16 protein-coding genes and 1 tRNA gene are annotated in these 17367 nt (G+C 57.1%); 9 read left to right on the top strand and 8 right to left on the bottom strand.

Annotated elements, in window-relative coordinates; genetic code table 11:
- Positions 1 to 18 precede the first annotated feature (18 nt).
- The 3 genes from J4D97_RS05380 to hemW all read right to left on the bottom strand — a co-directional run bounded on the left by J4D97_RS05380 (position 19) and on the right by hemW (position 2499).
- Positions 19 to 678: an alpha/beta fold hydrolase gene (locus J4D97_RS05380; protein WP_208306693.1), complete on the bottom strand. Its 660-nt coding sequence runs from the start codon at positions 676 to 678 to the stop codon at positions 19 to 21.
- 137 nt (positions 679 to 815) lie between these two features.
- Complete coding sequence (locus tag J4D97_RS05375) at positions 816 to 1310, bottom strand: hypothetical protein (RefSeq protein WP_208306692.1); 495 nt, start codon at positions 1308 to 1310, stop codon at positions 816 to 818.
- A 58-nt stretch (positions 1311 to 1368) separates the two neighbouring features.
- Positions 1369 to 2499: a radical SAM family heme chaperone HemW gene (gene hemW / locus J4D97_RS05370; RefSeq protein ID WP_208306691.1), complete on the bottom strand. Its 1131-nt coding sequence runs from the start codon at positions 2497 to 2499 to the stop codon at positions 1369 to 1371.
- A 234-nt stretch (positions 2500 to 2733) separates the two neighbouring features.
- On the opposite strand from hemW, the gene J4D97_RS05365 reads away from it, so the two are divergent.
- The 3 genes from J4D97_RS05365 to J4D97_RS05355 all read left to right on the top strand — a co-directional run bounded on the left by J4D97_RS05365 (position 2734) and on the right by J4D97_RS05355 (position 5201).
- A complete protein-coding gene (locus J4D97_RS05365; protein WP_208306690.1) occupies positions 2734 to 4596 on the top strand; it encodes a BamA/TamA family outer membrane protein in 1863 nt (620 codons plus the stop codon).
- 119 nt (positions 4597 to 4715) lie between these two features.
- Positions 4716 to 4788: transfer RNA gene (locus J4D97_RS05360), tRNA-Met, on the top strand.
- Positions 4789 to 4928: 140 nt separating this feature from the next.
- Positions 4929 to 5201, top strand: a complete 273-nt coding sequence (locus J4D97_RS05355; protein WP_185281614.1) for a hypothetical protein — start codon at positions 4929 to 4931, stop codon at positions 5199 to 5201.
- 7 nt (positions 5202 to 5208) lie between these two features.
- Here the strand turns inward: J4D97_RS05355 and J4D97_RS05350 are convergent, their stop codons facing one another.
- Positions 5209 to 5802 (bottom strand): pentapeptide repeat-containing protein, encoded by a 594-nt coding sequence (locus tag J4D97_RS05350; protein ID WP_208306689.1) that lies wholly within the window; start codon positions 5800 to 5802, stop codon positions 5209 to 5211.
- A gap of 112 nt (positions 5803 to 5914) precedes the next feature.
- Between J4D97_RS05350 and J4D97_RS05345 the strand changes: the two genes are divergently transcribed.
- A complete protein-coding gene (locus tag J4D97_RS05345) occupies positions 5915 to 6358 on the top strand; it encodes a hypothetical protein (RefSeq protein ID WP_208306688.1) in 444 nt (147 codons plus the stop codon).
- A gap of 136 nt (positions 6359 to 6494) precedes the next feature.
- On the opposite strand, the gene J4D97_RS05340 is transcribed toward J4D97_RS05345, so the two are convergent.
- The gene (locus tag J4D97_RS05340) at positions 6495 to 9029 is read right to left on the bottom strand and encodes a DUF5686 family protein (protein WP_208306687.1); all 2535 of its coding nucleotides are present in this window, start codon (positions 9027 to 9029) and stop codon (positions 6495 to 6497) included.
- Positions 9030 to 9226: 197 nt separating this feature from the next.
- Between J4D97_RS05340 and J4D97_RS05335 the strand changes: the two genes are divergently transcribed.
- Positions 9227 to 10264: a transglutaminase-like domain-containing protein gene (locus J4D97_RS05335; protein WP_347879324.1), complete on the top strand. Its 1038-nt coding sequence runs from the start codon at positions 9227 to 9229 to the stop codon at positions 10262 to 10264.
- 77 nt (positions 10265 to 10341) lie between these two features.
- Here J4D97_RS05335 and J4D97_RS05330 read toward each other — a convergent pair whose 3' ends face one another.
- Complete coding sequence (locus J4D97_RS05330) at positions 10342 to 12039, bottom strand: S41 family peptidase (RefSeq protein WP_208306686.1); 1698 nt, start codon at positions 12037 to 12039, stop codon at positions 10342 to 10344.
- A 385-nt stretch (positions 12040 to 12424) separates the two neighbouring features.
- On the opposite strand from J4D97_RS05330, the gene ruvX reads away from it, so the two are divergent.
- Together ruvX and def are read left to right on the top strand one after the other, a co-directional pair.
- On the top strand, positions 12425 to 12835 hold the full coding sequence (gene ruvX, locus J4D97_RS05325; protein WP_187319241.1) for a Holliday junction resolvase RuvX: 411 nt from the start codon (positions 12425 to 12427) through the stop codon (positions 12833 to 12835).
- Entirely contained in the window at positions 12832 to 13434 is a 603-nt protein-coding gene (gene def, locus J4D97_RS05320; protein WP_208306685.1) for a peptide deformylase, read from the top strand. Before ruvX ends, def begins: the two co-directional genes overlap by 4 nt.
- Positions 13435 to 13520: 86 nt before the next feature.
- Here the strand turns inward: def and J4D97_RS05315 are convergent, their stop codons facing one another.
- Complete coding sequence (locus J4D97_RS05315) at positions 13521 to 14402, bottom strand: DUF5694 domain-containing protein (RefSeq protein ID WP_208306684.1); 882 nt, start codon at positions 14400 to 14402, stop codon at positions 13521 to 13523.
- A gap of 207 nt (positions 14403 to 14609) precedes the next feature.
- Here J4D97_RS05315 and J4D97_RS05310 point away from each other — a divergent pair, with 207 nt between their 5' ends.
- A complete protein-coding gene (locus J4D97_RS05310) occupies positions 14610 to 15656 on the top strand; it encodes a sensor histidine kinase (protein WP_208306683.1) in 1047 nt (348 codons plus the stop codon).
- 238 nt (positions 15657 to 15894) lie between these two features.
- The gene (locus tag J4D97_RS05305; protein ID WP_208306682.1) at positions 15895 to 16626 is read left to right on the top strand and encodes a LytR/AlgR family response regulator transcription factor; all 732 of its coding nucleotides are present in this window, start codon (positions 15895 to 15897) and stop codon (positions 16624 to 16626) included.
- A 2-nt stretch (positions 16627 to 16628) separates the two neighbouring features.
- On the opposite strand, the gene J4D97_RS05300 is transcribed toward J4D97_RS05305, so the two are convergent.
- On the bottom strand, positions 16629 to 17216 hold the full coding sequence (locus tag J4D97_RS05300) for a hypothetical protein (RefSeq protein WP_208306681.1): 588 nt from the start codon (positions 17214 to 17216) through the stop codon (positions 16629 to 16631).
- Between the last annotated feature and the right edge of the window lie 151 nt (positions 17217 to 17367).

Genomic DNA, 17367 nt, shown 5'->3' with positions numbered 1-17367 from the left:
CAGGATGACAGGCGCCTTTTATAACAAGTGACTTGCTGACTTCAGCATCCCATTCAAAATAACGCTGATTTCCTCAGCGTGCGTAAGCACCATGAAGTGGCCGCCGCCGGGAATGAGGTAGTCGACGGAGGAGGGGCCGGGCGGGAACACCCGGTCGCGGGTGCCCAGTATCTGCACGCCCTGACCAATATCAGTGCTGTCCCAGTGCAGCAGCCGATGGATGGCCCAACGAGTATACACAGGTTCCATATCGCGCAGAATCTCGCGGAACAGTTGGTAAGCTTCGCCGTTGCTGATATCGAAATACCACTGCCCCACGCGGGGTAGCAGCTTCAACAATTGCGGCGGCACCAACTTATACACGCCCGTATTACGGATAATGCGCAGGAGCGGCGGCAGGCAATCGGCATCTGGAATGCTGCTGATGAGTACGGGACGGGCCAGGGGCCGCAGTCGGCACATTTCCAGGGCCACCACCCCGCCAAACGATACGCCCACCAGCAGGCAATGCTCGTCTGTCGCCACCCGCTCGGCCATGCGAGCTACGTAGTGGGGTAGGGTTTCGCGGGGCTCAGGCGTGAGCCACGGCAGCACCTGGGTTTCGGCGTGCAAGCGCGGCTGCAAGTAGCGGAAAATGCGCTCATCGGCGCCCAGCCCCGGTAGCAGATATACCTTCATCGTGGATGTTGTCTGAACCACAGATTCGCTCGAATTCATCGGATTACACGAATTTTGTGGGAGAATCAGGTAGTGGTTGTTTAGCGAAATCGGCCACAAAATCCATGAAATTCGTTTAAATCCGTCCTAATCCGTGATTAGGGCTCCAGGCGCAGGAAGATGCCTTCGAGGTAGAAGATGTTGTGGGGGCGCTCATCGTCGAAATCTTCTTCTTCCTCAAACTCTTCCGACTCATCAACATCCGAGGGTAGCTGCACGAATGAAATTTCTTCTTCCTCGTCGTCCGGACCATCGGCGGGGTAGGTGCAGGCCAGTTTGAGCGCTACGCCGGGTAGGGGCACGGGGGGCGCTTCGGGGGTATTGTATTCGAGCAGGCAGGGCCACTCCGTTACGGTGGCCAGGGCTTCGGCTACCTGTTCCTGTAGGGCCTCGGTCCGGTCGCCGGCCAAGCGCAGCAGCAGATCCAGCGACTGAAACTGCAAGCCCAAATGAAAGAAATACAGAGTGTTGTCGAAAAACGTGGTAGCCCATACCGTTACGTCATTCGTGTTGTCGAACACGATGGCCGTAATCTGTACCTGCTCCACAAAGAAATCGGCGTTGTCCGCCAAAGCATCTATCAAGCGTTCCATTACTACAGATTTACGCCGAATTTCTCGAATTCACCGAAAATAGATGAGCGCCGCAACGCTACTGAAACAGCGCCAGCGTGATATGATCGGCTAGCAGCTTGCCTTGGTCAGTAAGGACCAGCACATCGTGGTGCAGCGTGGCCCAACCGTCGGCTTGCAACTGCCGGAGGTAGGCGCCTTGCTGCGCCGGCAGATCTAGGCCGAGCGCGTCGCGCAGGTGCGCCAGGTCGCAGCCGCGGGCGGTGCGCAGGCTAGTCATCAGGTACTCGTTGGCGCGGTCCTGGGCGGAGAGGTTTTCCACGGTGGCCGGTACCTCGTCGTGCTCCAGCACTGCCGTTACGTAGCGGGCGTTGTTGGCCACGGTGTACTGCCGGGTGTGACCGTCGAAGGAGTGCGCGCTGGGTCCTAGCCCCAGGTAGGGCACGCCGCGCCAGTAGGCCGAGTTGTGGCGCGACTCGCGGCCGGGCTGGCAGAAATTGCTGATTTCGTACTGCTGATAGCCGTGCCGGGCCATTTCGGTGAGGAGCAGTTCAAATTGCTGCGCCACAAACTCATCGGGCGGGGCCTGCATGGTGCCTTTTTTCAGGCGATGCCCAAACACGGTACCCGGCTCGATGGTAAGGGCGTAGCACGACAGGTGCGGCACTCCCAGCGCAAAGGCCGCGGCCATGTCCTGCTCCCACAAGGCGTGGGTAGGGGCAGGCACTCCGTAAATCAGATCCACCGAAATATTCTCGAAACCCGCGTCCTGTGCCGCCCGCACCGCTTGGCCAGACTCCTGTGCCGAATGCGCACGGTTCATTAGGCGCAGGTGCGGCTCGTGGAAGCTCTGCAACCCAATGCTCAGGCGGTTGACGGGTGAGGCTGCCAACTCTCGCAGTTTGGTAGGCGTGAGGTCGTCGGGGTTGGCTTCCAGCGTGATTTCGGCGTCGGGCGCTACCGCAAACTGCTGGTAAATGGCCGCGAAAATCGTGTCCAACTCAGTGGCCGTCAGCAACGAGGGCGTGCCCCCGCCCAGGTAGATGGTCTGGAGGGTAGGGGTGGGGCCAAGGTAAGCGGCGCGCAACTGGATTTCCCGCGTCAAGGCCTCCACAAACCGACTTTTCAGCGCCATAGAGGTGCTGAAATGGAAGTCGCAATAGTGGCAGGCCTGTTTGCAGAAAGGAATATGAAGGTAAAGGCCGGACATGTGTTAGTAATTGGAGCAGAAGAACGTCATTTCGACCATTCTGCGCATCAAGCAGAGAAGAGAAACCTCGCGTGCTTCCAGTAATTTCCTAATGGTTGAGTTAGCGTGGCAGGCGAGATTTCTCCCGCTGTCCGAAATGACGTTGTTCACCTACAACACAACCAACAATGGAAAGGTAACTTTAGGCTGACTTTTTGAAAGGAAGCGCGTTGCGCCGACGTTATCAGCCTACAAATGTACGTTCGTGTCCTTGTGTTCTGCCTAGTGGGCTGGCTGCTGAGCAGCCAGGCAACCTCGGTATGGGCGCAGGTGACCCCTACCCTACCCAACCAGCCAAGCCTACAAACGCCCCCGCTGCCGCCCAAGGCAACTGCGCCCGACTCCACCGCCAAGCGCCGCATGCCGCGCAAAATTCCTCGGTTTGTGCGCCTGCGCACGGCCGATGCCGCCGACCAGGCCGTGTTGCGCCGCTACCGCTACCGCCCCACGGCGCCCGATTCGCTCACGGCCCTGCGCACCGTGCGCGAGGTGGTACTGGCCCTGCAAGCCAATGCCTACCTCACTGCCTCCGCCGACCAGCTGCACTGGTCGCGCGACACGCTGGTGGCCGATTTATACGTAGGCGAACAGTTTCGGTGGGCACGCCTGCGCAACGGCAACCTCGGCGACGCCCTGCTGACGCGCGCTGGCTACCGGGAGCGGTTTTTCACGGGCCGCCCCTTCGTGCCCGGGGAGTGGACCCGCTTGCAGGAGCGTATTCTGGCCGAGGCCGAAAACCAGGGCTACCCCTTCGCCACCGTGCGCCTCGATTCGGTGGAGCTGCGGGGCAACGAAGTGGACGGCCGGGTGGTGCTGGACCGTGGCCCAGTTATCGTCTTTGATTCGCTGGAAGTGATTGGCGCGACCAAAACGCGGCGCAACTTCCTAATTAAGTACCTGCAAATCTTTCCCAATCAGCCTTTCAGTCAGCAACGGGTAGAGGCAGCCGCCCAGCTGTTGCGCCAGCTGCCCTACCTGCAAGTGAAGGCCGAGCCCGAGGTGCGCTTTGCCAGGGGTAGGGCGCGGGTGTACCTGCTGCTGGCCGACCGCTCGGCTAACCAGTTCGATGCCATTGTGGGCGTGCTGCCCAATCCCAACCCCACGGCCACCCAAAACCGCGTGCAGCTCACCGGCGACGTCACCATTAACCTGCGCAACATCAAAGGCGGCGGTAAGCAACTGGGGTTGCAGTGGCGGAAGGTAGACGCGGCTTCTCAGCAGCTGGATGCGCAGTACGTGCACCCCAATTTCTTCGGTACGCCGCTGGAAGTGGCCGGCACGTTCAACCTATACCGGCAAAACGACGCCTTCCTGACCATCCGGCCGCGCCTCCAGGTTACCTACCCCACGCCGCGGGCCGGGCGCCTCACCGTTTTTACGGAGCTGCGCAGCTCCCGCCTGCTCGATACGCTGCTGGACAAGCGCACTGCCCTCCCCGACAACATCGACTCCGAATACACCAATTACGGCCTCAGCTACACCTGGAATTCGCTTGATGATCTGCTGTTTCCGCGCCGGGGCGTGCTGGTGGCCGTGCAAGGCAACGTGGGCAACAAGCGCATCAGCCGCAACCCCGAGCTGAACGAGGAGCTGTACGCGGGGCTGGCTCTGCGCTCCACGCAGGTAGGGATGAGCGGCCGCGCCGAGCGCTACTACCGCGTGGGCCAGCAAGGCGTGCTGCTCACACGGGTGCACGGCGAGGCACTGTTCAACCAACGCCTGTTCCTAAACGACCTATACCGGGTAGGCGGTTTGGCTACCCTGCGGGGCTTCAACGAGTTCAACTTCTACGCTAGTCAATATGCCGTGGGCACCGCCGAATTCCGGCAATTTACAGGCAACGAGGCCTACGTATTCCTGTTCGTGGACCAAGCCTACATCCGCCGCGACCTCACCAACGATTTCCGACAAGATGCCCCCACAGGGCTGGGTGCCGGCCTGAGCTTCCGCACCGGCGCCGGCCTGTTTCAGTTCGTGTATTCCGTGGGGCGCACCCGCGACCAATCCTTCTCCTTAAATGCTTCCAAAATTCACTTTGGCATCACAAGCCGATTTTGATGGTAGGTTAGTTAAAAAATAACGATTTGATAATCAGGCATTCAGTAATTAATTACAGGTTTTTGTAACTGTAAAGTGTGCTTTATCGATAAAATTCCTACATTTGCATCACCAAACAGTGCGGGGTGGAGCAGTTGGTAGCTCGTTGGGCTCATAACCCAAAGGTCACTGGTTCGAGTCCAGTCCCCGCTACCTCGAGAAAAGGCCAAACGATTCACAAGAATCGTTTGGCCTTTTTCTTTATTTCCGTTACTTGCCCGCAGGCCTGCCTAACACGGCAGGAAACTATTCGGAAGGAATAGGGTTTTTACAGGCATCTTATCCCCATGCTTATGTCACACGAAGTAGCTAACCTGGATATGGCCGCGGCCACCCGGCACCTGCCGGTCGTGCACTATGCGTATTGCACCGATGCCTCCGACCGTCCCCTCAACCACCGCGGCGACTGGCCCGAGGAGGGCACGCTGTACCCTATCCGCGTGGTGCCCAGCCGTCTGGAAGGCATGGAGCTGGTGCACGTGCTGAATTTCGAAGGCGAAGCGCCCTACTATAATGCCTTCGGGCCGCAGCGTTTTGCTGTGGTAGCAGAGGTGTGGCTGAACTAAAGACGGCCTACTCTATCACCAAATCATATTTGCCAACCAGACCTACAAGTCCGGCTACTGTGAAACGGGCACTGCGCAACGGATTATTCTCCGGGTCGATGGTGAAATCGGTGGCAGTGGTGAAATCGGCGCCGCTGAGCTGCGTGTGGTGAAAAATTGCTCGGCCGAGGGTAGCGTGCGCAAATGAAGCGTTGCTGAGGTCAGCCTGGGTGAAGTCGGCTTCGGTGCAGGAGCAATGCCGGAAGGAGGTGCCCCGCAGCTTCTTGCCCGCGAAGCTGGCGTAGTGCAGCTGGCATTTGTCAAAATCGACGCTAAACAGCATATCCTGGCAGGCTGCGAATTGTACGCCCGTGAGCTTGCACTCCATAAACTGCACGCCCTGTAGGCCCGCACCGGTGAGGGTAGCCAGCGAAAGGTTGCACCGCTCGAAGCGGCAGTCGATGAAGCGCTTATGCCGCAAATCTGCTTCCGTGAAGTTGCAATCAACAAATAAGCACTGCTCCCATTCGGTCTCTACCTTGAGCTGATCGGCTGTCCAGCGTTCAAAAGTGTTTTCGGGTAGGTAGATGGTAGGGCGCTTTGGAGGCGAGGGCTTCTTCATACCTGCGAAGAAACAAAATTAGCAGAGCATGGGCTACAGCATCCGTTTGCCGCTATATTTCGTTTGTGTTAAAGAACCACGGTTCAACTCCTTCCCCTCTTCTCTCCCGCCCATGACCTATTCCCCTCTGCTTACGTTGGCGCTGCTGGTAGCCGTGCCCGAAGCCCCAACAACAGCCGGACTTACTGCCGTTGAGCATTATCAGCAAAACCCAGCCGAAACGAAATTCAATCGACTGGGAGCTGATATGATGGCCGTAGTCCAACGGGCTTTATCGGCGACCAACGATGCCGAGGCCATTGCCATTTTGCAGAAGGAAGGCGCTCCATTGCGTCAGCAGGCGCAGCAGTTGCGCCCTACCTATGCGCAGTGGATGGCTGGGCTTAGCTCGCGCGAAAAGGCTGGCGTGCGGGCACGGCTGCAAAACTCCAGCTTTGCCACCTACTTCGGTACCCTCGAAACGGATCCTCAGCTAAACAACCGCCTACGCAGCAACCCAAAGTTGAACCAAGCAGTGAAAGACCTGCTCAGCACGCTAGATATGCGCGCGAAGTAGAGGTTGTTTTTTTCGTTTGTCATCCTGAGAGGAGCGAAGGACCTTCTCACGCATGAACAAGTCGTTGTTACGAGTATCTTTCATGCGTGAGAAGGTCCTTCGCTCCTCTCAGGATGACAGCGCGTGTAGCACAGAATCACAGCTTGAACTGAAAGCTGACTTTAGCGCCGAAATTCCGGGCGCCGGGGGAGTCGCGGTAGGTGAGGCGGTGAATGAAATCGACACGCACTACCCTAAAGATATTCTCAACGCCATAGCCTAGCTCGGCATAGGGTGCCCGGCCTAGCGCCTGGAAGGTAGGGAGCGGCTCACCAAACTGGTTTTCGGTGGGGTTAATGGCGCGGTTAGCCCTGCTAATTCCCCCATACAGCACGTTGCCAGTTACCAGTAGGCGCCAGTTCAGCTTGCGCAGCAGCGGCACGCTGTTGATAAGAAAGCCATCCAAGTGGTTTTCGAGCTTGAGCGCCACGTATTTGTCGCTCACAAACTCAAAGTACCGCATCAGATTATAGGCGCCGGCATTGTAAAAGGGCGTTTGGTTACCGAGGTGGTTTTTGAGCAGGGGGTAGGGCACCGTGCTCGGAATGTAGCCCGCGTCCAGAATGTAATCGGTGCGGCCGAGTTGGCCTAATTTCACACTTTGCGTTACCAGAAAATTCAGCTTTTGGTATTTGAAATCGCTACCCAGCACGTTGTTGAGGCCCACCGTGTAGCGGAGCGTAAACACCGGCCAACGCATCAGCCCAATAGAGTAGCGGCGGTTTTGCGTCTGACTCTGCACCAGCACCTGGTCGCGGGCATAGCGCGACTCCACCACAACTTCCGACAAAGTAAAATTGTCTTCGGTGGGGGCACCGGGCACGGGTACGTCGGTATAGTAAGCAAAGGGGTAGAGCGGACGGAACTGCTGGTGGCGAAGAATCACCTTCTGCGTGAATCCCCGGAACAGGTCGCTTTGCAGGGATACGCTGCTCAGCTCGCGCAGTAGTGGCCGGCTGCTACGAATGTTGCCCAAGCGCGCCGAGGCCTCAAACAATGGGTTTTCCAGCGCGTAAGCATTGTCCAGGAGGGCAATCTGCTCGATATCGTGCCGACGCTCTACGGTGGCTACCGTCCAGGTGCGGCGGTCCAGAATGCGACTGACCTGCGCGCCATACTTGAAGAGGCCGTCGCGGGTGCCGTAGGCCAGATAGGTGCGCAGCAGCCAGTTGCGGCTAATGGCGGGCGTGGTCCGAAAGCCGAGCTGAAAGCGGTGGCCTTCGATGCTGTTGAAGGCGTAGGTGCTCAGCACCGGTCCCAGGTCCAGCTTGCCCGCACGGTAGTAGCCATTCACGGCAATGTCCATGATATCGAGCACCGTGCGCACCTCGGGTAGGCGCTGCACCGAGTCGAGGGTAGCGAAGGTGCCTTGCTCGCGGGTCGTGAGCGTATCGGGGCGGTTAGCCTCCCAGAAACCGGGCGGCGTTTCGTAGGCGCTGGCCAGAGTTTCAATGGGCAGGTTGTAGAACTCGGCCGGACGGTCCTGGTTCACCACAAAATCGGAGTTGATGGTGGTGAACTCGGCCCGGAAAGCCGGACTTTTCTTGAGGGGCTTCACGCCCAGTTCCACGTGCGTGCGGCGCGGCAGGCCCGGCCCGGCCGAGGAGGCCACCATGTCCTGCTGCACCACAATGTTGTCGGCGAAATTGAGATTCACGGAGGGACTCACCTTCAAATCCACGCGGCGCAGGGCGTAGGTTTCGGCGTTGATCCAAATTAAGCCCGTAAAGGCCAGGTCGGCCGGCCGGCGCGGCTCCACGGCAATGCGGTAGCAATACTCAGAACCCAGGAACACCGAGTCCTGCAGCTCGTATTCGTAGGTGAATTTCCAGCCGTCGGCAATGGGCGAGATGAAATCCTTACCCAACAACTGCTGCCAGTTGCGGTAAAAATCCCAGTCCTGAAACGAGGTGCCCATAATCTGCGACAGCACCGAGCCCTCGCGTGGGGCCAGGCCGTGCATCTGCGTATGCTGGATTTCCTCACGCGTTAGGCGCGGCTGCGACTGCACGTAGAAGCGCGAAATGGCTTCGGAAGCGAAAATAGGTAGGGCCACCCGCCCGCTGGTGCTATCGCCCAGCGCGCCCAGGCTATCGGCTACATCCTGGATTTTTTGAAATAGGCTACCTTCCTCCGGGTCGCGGGGCATGTTGGCCAGAAACACCTGGAGGCGGTTGTAGCTGTCGAAATCGTAGGTGTTGAGACTGCGCTTGTTGTTCTCGTTTTTATGCACCTGCACTAGCCGCAGGATGCGGTAAGCCGGGTTTTCGACCTCGCCGGGCGGGCGTATTGTTACTTCTCCTAAGGTGAAGCCGCCCCCGCCGGCCAGGGCAAAATTGACGGTCTGCGTGGGTTGCATCCCCACGGCTTTCTTCAATGGTGTAAGCCCCAGCGCCGAAGCCCCCAGCGAATCGACGGGCTGTGCCACGGTGAGGGTGAAGCGGCCGTTTTCGTCGGCTGTGGTGCCTTGGCTGGAGCCCGGCACAAACACCGAGGCAAACGGCACGGCCTTGCCAGACTTGGCTTCCGTCACGCGCCCAGCAAAGCGCACCTGCTGCGCCACCGCCGACAGCGTACTCAACATCAGCAGCAGCCCTACCAGAAAATACACACGCGGCCGCAGCAAAAACATAGAAGAATATAACGAAAGGATGCCCGCCTCCCTTTACTGACAGACGGAGTTAAAGTTACGGTATGTCCGGCAGGCAGATGCCAACGCTCTCGGGAAAGTACTTGGTTCCGAACCACTTTCCTACGAGCGAAGCCATTTGCTCGTATCTTTGCAAGGAATGGCCCTTGGCCTTGTTTATACTATTTAAGAAGCAATACGTGAAAATTCGAGAACGGGGATCGCGCCGGCCGGCGCGGGTGGCTACCCTGGTAGCTGCTCTAGGGCTTATCAGCCAATCTATGGTGTTTGCGCAGTCGTCGTCAACGGCGCCTCGCACCCGCACGGTAGCCGTGGAATACACCGCCACGCTCCACGACCTACCCGCTACCACGCACTACCTGGACCTGTGGCTCCCCGTGCCGCACGACGATAAGTCGCAGGAAATTACCGGGGTAAGCATCACCTCGCCGTATCGCTACGAAATAGCGACTGGCCCCTACAATAACCAGATGGTGCACCTGCGCGTGGCGCAGCCCCCAGCCGATGGTTTCACGGTGAAGCTACAGTTTCAGGCCGTGCGTCGCGAGCACCTGAATCCGTTTTTGAGCGCGGGTCGCAAGCCTACCAAGGCCGAAGCAAATGACCCCAATATGGCTCGGTGGCTCCAACCCGACCGCCTAGTGCCCATTGATGCCCAGATCAAGACTTGGGCCACGGAGGTAGTGACCAAGGCCAACGCCAAAACCGACCTCGAAAAAGCCCGCGCCATCTACAACCACGTAGTCAGCACCGTGCAGTACGACAAAACCGGCCAGGGCTGGGGCCGCGGCGACATCTACTACGCCTGCGACGCCCGCCGCGGCAACTGCACCGACTTCCACGCTATTTTTATCGGCTATTGCCGGGCGCTGGGTATCCCGGCGCGTTTCAGCATTGGCTTCCCCCTACCCTCCGAGCGGGGGAGCGGCCAGGTGCAGGGCTACCACTGCTGGGCCGAGTTCTACACCAAGCAAACTGGCTGGGTGCCCGTCGATGCTTCCGAGGCAGCCAAGAACCCGGACCGCCGCCAGTACTTTTTCGGCGCGCACGATGAAAACCGCGTGGAATTCACCCGCGGCCGCGACCTGACCCTGACGCCCCCGCAACAGGGCGACCCGCTGAACTACTTTATCTACCCCTACGCCGAAGTAGATGGTAAGCCGTTCGATAAAATCGACCGCAAGTTCACGTATCAGGACAAGGTACAGGTGCCGTAGCCGGTCCACCGCAATAAAGGCAAAGGCCGTGTTTCTGTACAGAAACACGGCCTTTGCCTTTATTGCGGTGTGCTGTTCTACTTCATCGAAGTTAAATTCTGCGTAAGCAACGCGGAGCCGTTCTGAAAGCTGCGCATGGCTTGGAGCAACTCAGCGTCTTGCTGCTGTGCTACTTGATAAAAGGCCGTGTTGCCATAGGCATGACGGGCTATAAGTGCTTTCAACTGTGTGCGCAGCAATAAAGCAGAACGGTTTTGCTCAGCGATGGAAGCACGCGTACCAGCTTTAGCTGCCAGAGCAGCCAGCATTTTTAACTGCTGGTCCGTAATCTGAAATTGCTGGTTGAACTGCTCGAAGCGCAGGCCAGCCAACTCTGCTTGGTGGTCCTGGTAGAAGTTGAGAGCAAACTCCCGGATCAGGTTCAGCTTTTGCAACTTAGTGTAATAAGCCGATTGCAGCAGCGTATCGCAGGGCACGAAGAGGTCGGGCATGATGCCGCCGCCACCGTACACGGTACGGCCGTGGGCTGTGCGGTAGCGCAGGGAGTCAGCGAAGTGGATGCTGTCGGCGTGCAGGTACTCACCGTGGCGCTGGCGGTTGGCTAGCTCCTGCTCGTACGCCGTTGCTCCACCCTGGTACGACTTCTGAATGCAGCGCCCTGAAGGCGTGAAGTAGCGCGCAATAGTCAGGCGTAACTCCGAGCCGTCGTTGAGGGTGATGGGCTGCTGCACCAGGCCTTTGCCGAAGGTACGCCGTCCTACCAGCAGGGCGCGGTCGTGGTCTTGCAGGGCGCCGGCTACCACCTCGGCGGCCGAGGCGCTGTTTTCGTCTACCAGTACCACGAGCGGACCTTCCTCAAACTCGCCGGTTACGCGGGCGAAGGTTTGGGTGTCAAACTGGTCGCCCTTGCCATCGGTGTACACCAGCTTGCGGGTACCGCCGATAAACTCATCGGCAATCTTGGTGGCGCGGTCGAGGTAGCCGCCGGGGTTGCCGCGCAGGTCCAGCACGAGGCGGGTCATGCCCTGGCGGCGCAGGTCGCCCAGCGCCTGCTTAAACTCATCAAACGTACCACTGGCAAAGCGGCTGATTTTGATAAAGCCCGTCTGGTTGTCTAGCATATAGCTCACATCCAGCGAGTTGTTGGCAATGCGGTTGCGCGTTACCAGCATCGTGAAGGGCGTGCGCTGATGACGGCGCATCACCAGCAGCGGCACGCGGCTGCCGCGGGGGCCACGCAGCAGGCCCAGTACCGACTCAAGCGACGTGTGCTTGCCCGAAACCGTGGTTTCGCCGATGCGCAGGAGCCGGTCGCCGGGTAGGAGGCCGGCCATTTCGGCGGGGCCGCCGCTGAGCGGGGCTACCACCGTTACGGTGTCATGAAAGATGTTGACTTCGGCGCCTACTCCATCAAAATCGCTCTGCAACAGCACCGAAGCCTGCTGCTGCTCGCGGGCCGGGATGAATACTGTATGCGGGTCCAACTGCTCCAGCATGCGGCTGATGGCGTAATCCGATAGCGCTTCGGCATCCACAGAGTCTACATAGTCGCGGTCCACATAGCTCAGGATTTCCTTGAATTTGAGGTAGCCGCGGGAGGTACCGTCGGGATTCTGGCTGGATGGCCGGAACGGGTTGGCGCCCACCAAAATGCCGCATACCAGCACAATAGCCAGTAGCAACGGTTGCCGTACCTGCCATTGCCGGTTGTTGGGCGCCTGCTCGGGTGCTACAGCTGGGCGAGGGGTAGGGGCAATGGTCGGCTCAACAGGCATAAGCAAAGGCGGCGTAACGGTTCTGACGATAATGCAATCCTGAAGCGGCTAAACTACTCAAGTGTAGTAAAACTTTTTCAAGAATAACGCCATAGTGTAATAAAGACAGCTATTTCAGATAACAATACAATTTGATCTTGTTAAATACCTATTCATGCTGTTTTGTTCTTTGATTTACGTAAAAATCCTAGTATCGGGTTGTATTATATAGGTTAAGTAAAATTATAATTTTAATAATTTACCCATAGATAGTTTGATCGAAAATCTAATCAAAGCAGGCTGACAATAGCAATATTCTGGCAGTTCCGCTTGGCCATCGTATCTTTGTGCTACCCATGCCAAGAGGAACTATATGGCGCAGGTGGGTGGTTTTTTACAGGTACTGATGGGTCGGATTCTTGCTATTGACTACGGTCACAAACGTGTGGGCCTGGCGGTAACGGACCCCTCGCAGCTCATTGCGTCGCCGTTGGATACGGTACACAGCAAAGACCTGCTGGCCTACCTGAAAGCCTACCACCAGCGCGACCCACTGGCGGCCTTGGTGGTAGGGATGCCGCGCACCCTGCTCAACGAGGCTACCGACGCCACCAGCGCCGTAGTAGGACTGGTGCGGCAGTTGCGGCGCGAGTTTCCGGCGGTGCCGGTGCACGAGGTCGACGAGCGGTTTACCTCACGCATGGCGCACGCTACCATGTTGGCCGGCGGACTAGGCAAGAAAGCCCGCCGCGATAAAGCCACGGTGGACCGCATCAGCGCGGCCATCATTTTGCAATCTTTCCTTGAATCCCGATGATTTACCCTGTTGTTGCTTTCGGCGACCCTGTTTTAAAAGCTCGCGCCCGCGACCTGCCCGCCGATTTTTCGGCTGATGAGCTAAAGCAGCTCGTGGCCGATATGTACGATACCATGTACTACGCCCACGGGGTAGGCCTAGCCGCGCCCCAGATTGGCAAAAGCGTGCGCTTGTTCGTGATTGACTCGGCGCCGATGGTAGACGAGGAGGACGAAAACGGCGAACCAGTACAAGTGGAAGCTACCGCTCAACCCGTGAAACGCGCTTTCATCAACCCGCAGATCATTCACGAAGAAGGCGAGGAGTGGGGCTTTGAAGAAGGCTGCTTGAGCATTCCGGGCGTGCGCGAAATGGTATACCGTCAGCCCGTGGTAACACTGCGCTACGAGGACGAAAACCGGCAGTCGCACGAAGAAACTTTCTCCGGCATGACCGCCCGCGTGATTCAACACGAGTACGACCACCTGGAAGGTGTGCTGTTCACGGATAAGATTTCGTCCTTCAAAAAGCAGTTCATCAAAGGCAAGCTCGCCCGCATCAGCAAAGGCGACGTGAAAGCCGACTACCGGATGCGTTTTCCGCTGGTAAAGCAGCGGTAGAGAAACAGACTAATATATACATGAACAGTCAATAGTCACGGCCCACTCGAAGTATTTCGGGTGGGCCGTGACGGTTTGTGTGTGCCCTACTTGCTGGTGAGTAGGGGCAGTACGTCTTGCACTTCAAACAAAGAATTGTATTGCAAAATCGACTTCAAGAAAGCCACGTGACCTTGGCCGATCAGTAGCACAATGGCTTTGTCGTGCTGCACATCCACGGCGCGGAGTAAGTTGTTGTAGATGCGCACGTTGCGCTTGAAGAACTCGCCGGCCAAATCGGCGCCGGCATAATTGGGGCCGCCACCTACGCGGGCTAGTTCGAGCAGATAAGTATCCATATTGCCCTGATCGGCTGCTATGGTGTTCATGCGGGCAAACTGAGTCAGGAGCGTATTGCTGGAGGAAGCATAGGTAGAAGGCTTTGGGGCAGTGCGTACACGGGCCTTAATCAAGCGGCCAACGCTATCTTGTGGTGCTTCCAAAAAGGTGTCTTTCAAGATTTGCTCCTGTCCGTGCTGTTTAGCATAGGCCTTGGTAGCATCGTAGTCGAATACGCCGTCGGCATCGGCGCAGTACACGCGGGGGCGGTTCAGCTTCTTGGCTAAGCGGTAGCCTACCTGGTACACCTCGTTGTTGCCGAGTGTGAACTGGTTTTGGCGGTAGAGCGCGTAGGTGCTGTCCACGAAGCGTTGCCGTGTGGGCTCCCATTCGATAAACACTTTATCAGCCTGCGTTTTTTGGAGCTTGTTTATCAGTTTCTCCAGTTCCCGTTGTTTCTCGGGGGTGCTCATATCGGTTTTGCTGCCTTTCACCACGTCGCTGGTAGATCCGCTGAAGTGAAAAGTGCCCACGATGTACACTTTGATTTTGCCAGTAGCCGGTGGGGCAGTTTGTGCAGTGGCAGCGAAGGTGGTGCCGAATAGCGAGAGGGCCAGAAGAGCGCGGCGGAAGTAGCGGAGAGTAGTCATCGGTGATAGTGGTGAAGTGATGACACAAAGGTGCCGGCCGCCTAGCGGGGTAGGAAGTTTATTATCCCAACCACCTGAAAATCGAGCTAAAGCCGGAAAACGCAGAGCAAGCCCATTCGTCCGCTGTTGGGCGGGGTTGGTAGCCATAGGGTAGGGGTAGGGATAATATTCTGGCGCCGACGCAACGGCTTCCGCTATTTTTAACGGATGAACCGCAAACGACTATTTCTGTACCAGGCAGTAGGATGGACGCTGCTCATCGGCTACGACCTGCTCAGCATCTGGCTGACGGGCAAACCGAAGCTCGAATTGGGTAAGTCGTTGCTGTTGCAACTCACCTTCTGGCTCAGCTTTATGAGTTTGTTCTATTACTGCTACCTGTTCGTATTTCCGCAGGGTGTACAGCGGGGGCGCTGGCTGGTGGTAGTGCTGGGCGTGTTGGGTACACCGGTGGTATTTGCGGGCACCCGCTACCTGCTCGAAGAGCTGCTGCTGCCGCTGCTATTCGGTTTCCGCAACTATACGCCCGGCACTTCGCTGCTGTACTACCTCAAGGACAACCTCTATTTCCTGGCGCCGACGGTCGTGCTGGCCGGAGCGGCCGTAGGCGTGCGCGACACGCTGCTGCGTGAAAAGGAGCGCGAAAACCGAGTGGCTTTGCAGGCCTTGCAACAAGAAAAAACGCAGGCCGAACTGGCCTTCCTGAAAACCCAGATCAACCCTCACTTTCTCTACAACACGTTGAATTACCTCTACGCCGAGGCTTACCTCGTATCGGAGCCGTTGGCCGAGGCGGTGCTGCGCCTCTCCGATCTGATGCGTTACATGCTGCACGAAAGCCCCGATGGGCGGGTAGACCTCGAAAAGGAGGTAGGCTACGTACATAACTTCTTAACTATTCATCAATTGCGATTCGAGGACAAGTTCTTCGTGCAATTCCGGCAAACGGGCTCCGCCGTGGCGGGGCAGCGGGTAGCCTCGCTGCTGCTGATTCCCTTCGTAGAAAATGCTCTGAAACACGGGGTAGTAAACAGAGCCGATCAGCCGGTGGAAATTAGCCTGCACCTACCTGCGCCCGACCAACTACTATTTGAAGTGCATAACTTCATTAACCAACACCAAAAAGACGCCACCACGGGCATTGGGCTGGCCAACATCCGACGGCGCCTGGAACTGCTCTACCCTAACCGGCACGACTTGCAGATTGAGGACGATGGTAGGCAGCACAGCATTCGGTTAACGGTGGCGTTGTGAATAAGAGGCTGTTTGAGTTAACTATGAATGTGTAGAGACGCATACTTGCGTCTCGTCGTCGAACGATTTCGCCCGCATGGCGCAGATGACAAGACGCAAGTATGCGTCTCTACACCGTTCTAACAACCTTTTCAGCTAACTCAAACAGTTTCTCAGAGCTTTCATCGTTGTATCAGCACATCATTTCGACCAACGGGAGAAATAACGTTCTTGCCTACCTATTTACTACCCCGTTCTTATGCTCCGCTGTATTGCCGTTGATGATGAAGCTTACGCTACTCGGTTGCTAGCCAGCTACATTCAGAAAATTCCGACGCTTACGCTGGTAGGCACTACTACCAATCCTATTGAGGCGCTGCACTGGGTGCAAGAGGGGCGCGTTGATCTGGTATTTCTGGATATTCAGATGCCGGAGTTGACGGGCCTGCAGTTCCTAAAGATTTGCGGCCACCGGTGCAAAGTGGTGCTTACCACTGCTTACCCAGAGTATGCCCTAGAAGGCTACGAGCACGATGTGGTAGACTACCTGCTCAAGCCTATTGCCTTCGACCGGTTCCTGCGGGCCGTGCAAAAGGCGCAGGCGCTACTGCCCGCACCGGCCGCTGTGGTTCCGCCGTCCGCGCCTACGCCAGCGGCGCCGTCTATAGGCAGTTCCCTGTTTGTGAAAGGCGAAAGCAAGAACAAGTTTCTGCGCCTCGACTACGCCGACATTCTCTACGTAGAGGCCCTGAAAAACTACGTGTCCATCGTGACGCCGGGGCAGCGCGTGGTCACCTACCAAACCCTGAAAGACCTGAGCGAGCAGCTACCGCAGCCGCCGTTTCTGCGGGTGCACAAGTCCTACCTGGTGTCGCTAGACAAAATTCGGATGGTAGATGGCAACACCATTTACATTGCAGACCACACCATTCCGGTAGGCGAAACCTACCGCGACACGCTGTTTCGGCTGGTACGGGATAAGGGAGATTAGGGCTACTTCTCTGGTTGTTCGAATTCCTTGGTCAGCAGCTTGCCATAATAGCTTTGCTTCAGCGAGTCGGGTAGGGCACGATAGTAGGGCCGGATTGCTTTGCGGGATTGGGTATGATTGCTGTTCTGTAACAGCACATACGCCGTGAGGTTGGAATGGGGATACTGCTGCGCAAATAGCACAGACGACTGGGCCATGTAATTCGGAAAACGTTCTTTGAAGAGTCGTGCTGAGTCGGACCACTGCTCTACCAACGCCCGGTTGCCAGAATCGTAGGTTTGGAGCAGCTTTGCAGTGAGCAGGTCTTTATCTACAAAAAATTTGTTCCAGAGGCTATCGTTCAGGTAGTAGTAGCGATTTAGCTCTGTTTGTTTGGGTGAAGTAGAAAAGACTGTCGCATAAGCCAGGTAAGAGCCTATATTATGCTGCTGGTACAGTTGATAAAACGTGCGTTTTCGATCAGTCGTGGGTGCTATAGTTACTTGCACCGAGTCAGTGGGTAGGGATAACGCAACGTGCAGAATGCTGTTCACCGCCTTATCGAGATAATCAATTTCGTAAACGCCAGGTTGCGTAATGGTTCCTCTCAATACTAATTGGTGATCTTTAATATACCCACTGTCTATCTGCTGAAAAGAAGGCCGGAACTTCAATTTTACTAACTGTCGATTCGGTAGTTCGGAGCCCGCAATTTTTATCAGATAAGGATACTGCGGCTTCTGCTGGCAACCTACTAACAGT

Source organism: Hymenobacter defluvii, from assembly GCF_017589435.1.
Lineage (GTDB): Bacteria > Bacteroidota > Bacteroidia > Cytophagales > Hymenobacteraceae > Hymenobacter > Hymenobacter profundi.
This window is presented reverse-complemented; position numbering and strand designations above follow the sequence as displayed.

Excerpts from the sequence above, each read along its gene's own strand:
- J4D97_RS05380 (WP_208306693.1), bottom strand. The coding sequence starts at position 678 with ATGAAGGTATATCTGCTACCGGGGCTGGGCGCCGATGAGCGCATTTTC.
- J4D97_RS05375 (WP_208306692.1), bottom strand. The coding sequence starts at position 1,310 with ATGGAACGCTTGATAGATGCTTTGGCGGACAACGCCGATTTCTTTGTG.
- hemW (WP_208306691.1), bottom strand. The coding sequence starts at position 2,499 with ATGTCCGGCCTTTACCTTCATATTCCTTTCTGCAAACAGGCCTGCCAC.
- J4D97_RS05365 (WP_208306690.1), top strand. The coding sequence starts at position 2,734 with ATGTACGTTCGTGTCCTTGTGTTCTGCCTAGTGGGCTGGCTGCTGAGC.
- J4D97_RS05355 (WP_185281614.1), top strand. The coding sequence starts at position 4,929 with ATGTCACACGAAGTAGCTAACCTGGATATGGCCGCGGCCACCCGGCAC.
- J4D97_RS05350 (WP_208306689.1), bottom strand. The coding sequence starts at position 5,802 with ATGAAGAAGCCCTCGCCTCCAAAGCGCCCTACCATCTACCTACCCGAA.
- J4D97_RS05345 (WP_208306688.1), top strand. The coding sequence starts at position 5,915 with ATGACCTATTCCCCTCTGCTTACGTTGGCGCTGCTGGTAGCCGTGCCC.
- J4D97_RS05340 (WP_208306687.1), bottom strand. The coding sequence starts at position 9,029 with ATGTTTTTGCTGCGGCCGCGTGTGTATTTTCTGGTAGGGCTGCTGCTG.
- J4D97_RS05330 (WP_208306686.1), bottom strand. The coding sequence starts at position 12,039 with ATGCCTGTTGAGCCGACCATTGCCCCTACCCCTCGCCCAGCTGTAGCA.
- ruvX (WP_187319241.1), top strand. The coding sequence starts at position 12,425 with ATGGGTCGGATTCTTGCTATTGACTACGGTCACAAACGTGTGGGCCTG.
- def (WP_208306685.1), top strand. The coding sequence starts at position 12,832 with ATGATTTACCCTGTTGTTGCTTTCGGCGACCCTGTTTTAAAAGCTCGC.
- J4D97_RS05315 (WP_208306684.1), bottom strand. The coding sequence starts at position 14,402 with ATGACTACTCTCCGCTACTTCCGCCGCGCTCTTCTGGCCCTCTCGCTA.
- J4D97_RS05310 (WP_208306683.1), top strand. The coding sequence starts at position 14,610 with ATGAACCGCAAACGACTATTTCTGTACCAGGCAGTAGGATGGACGCTG.
- J4D97_RS05305 (WP_208306682.1), top strand. The coding sequence starts at position 15,895 with ATGCTCCGCTGTATTGCCGTTGATGATGAAGCTTACGCTACTCGGTTG.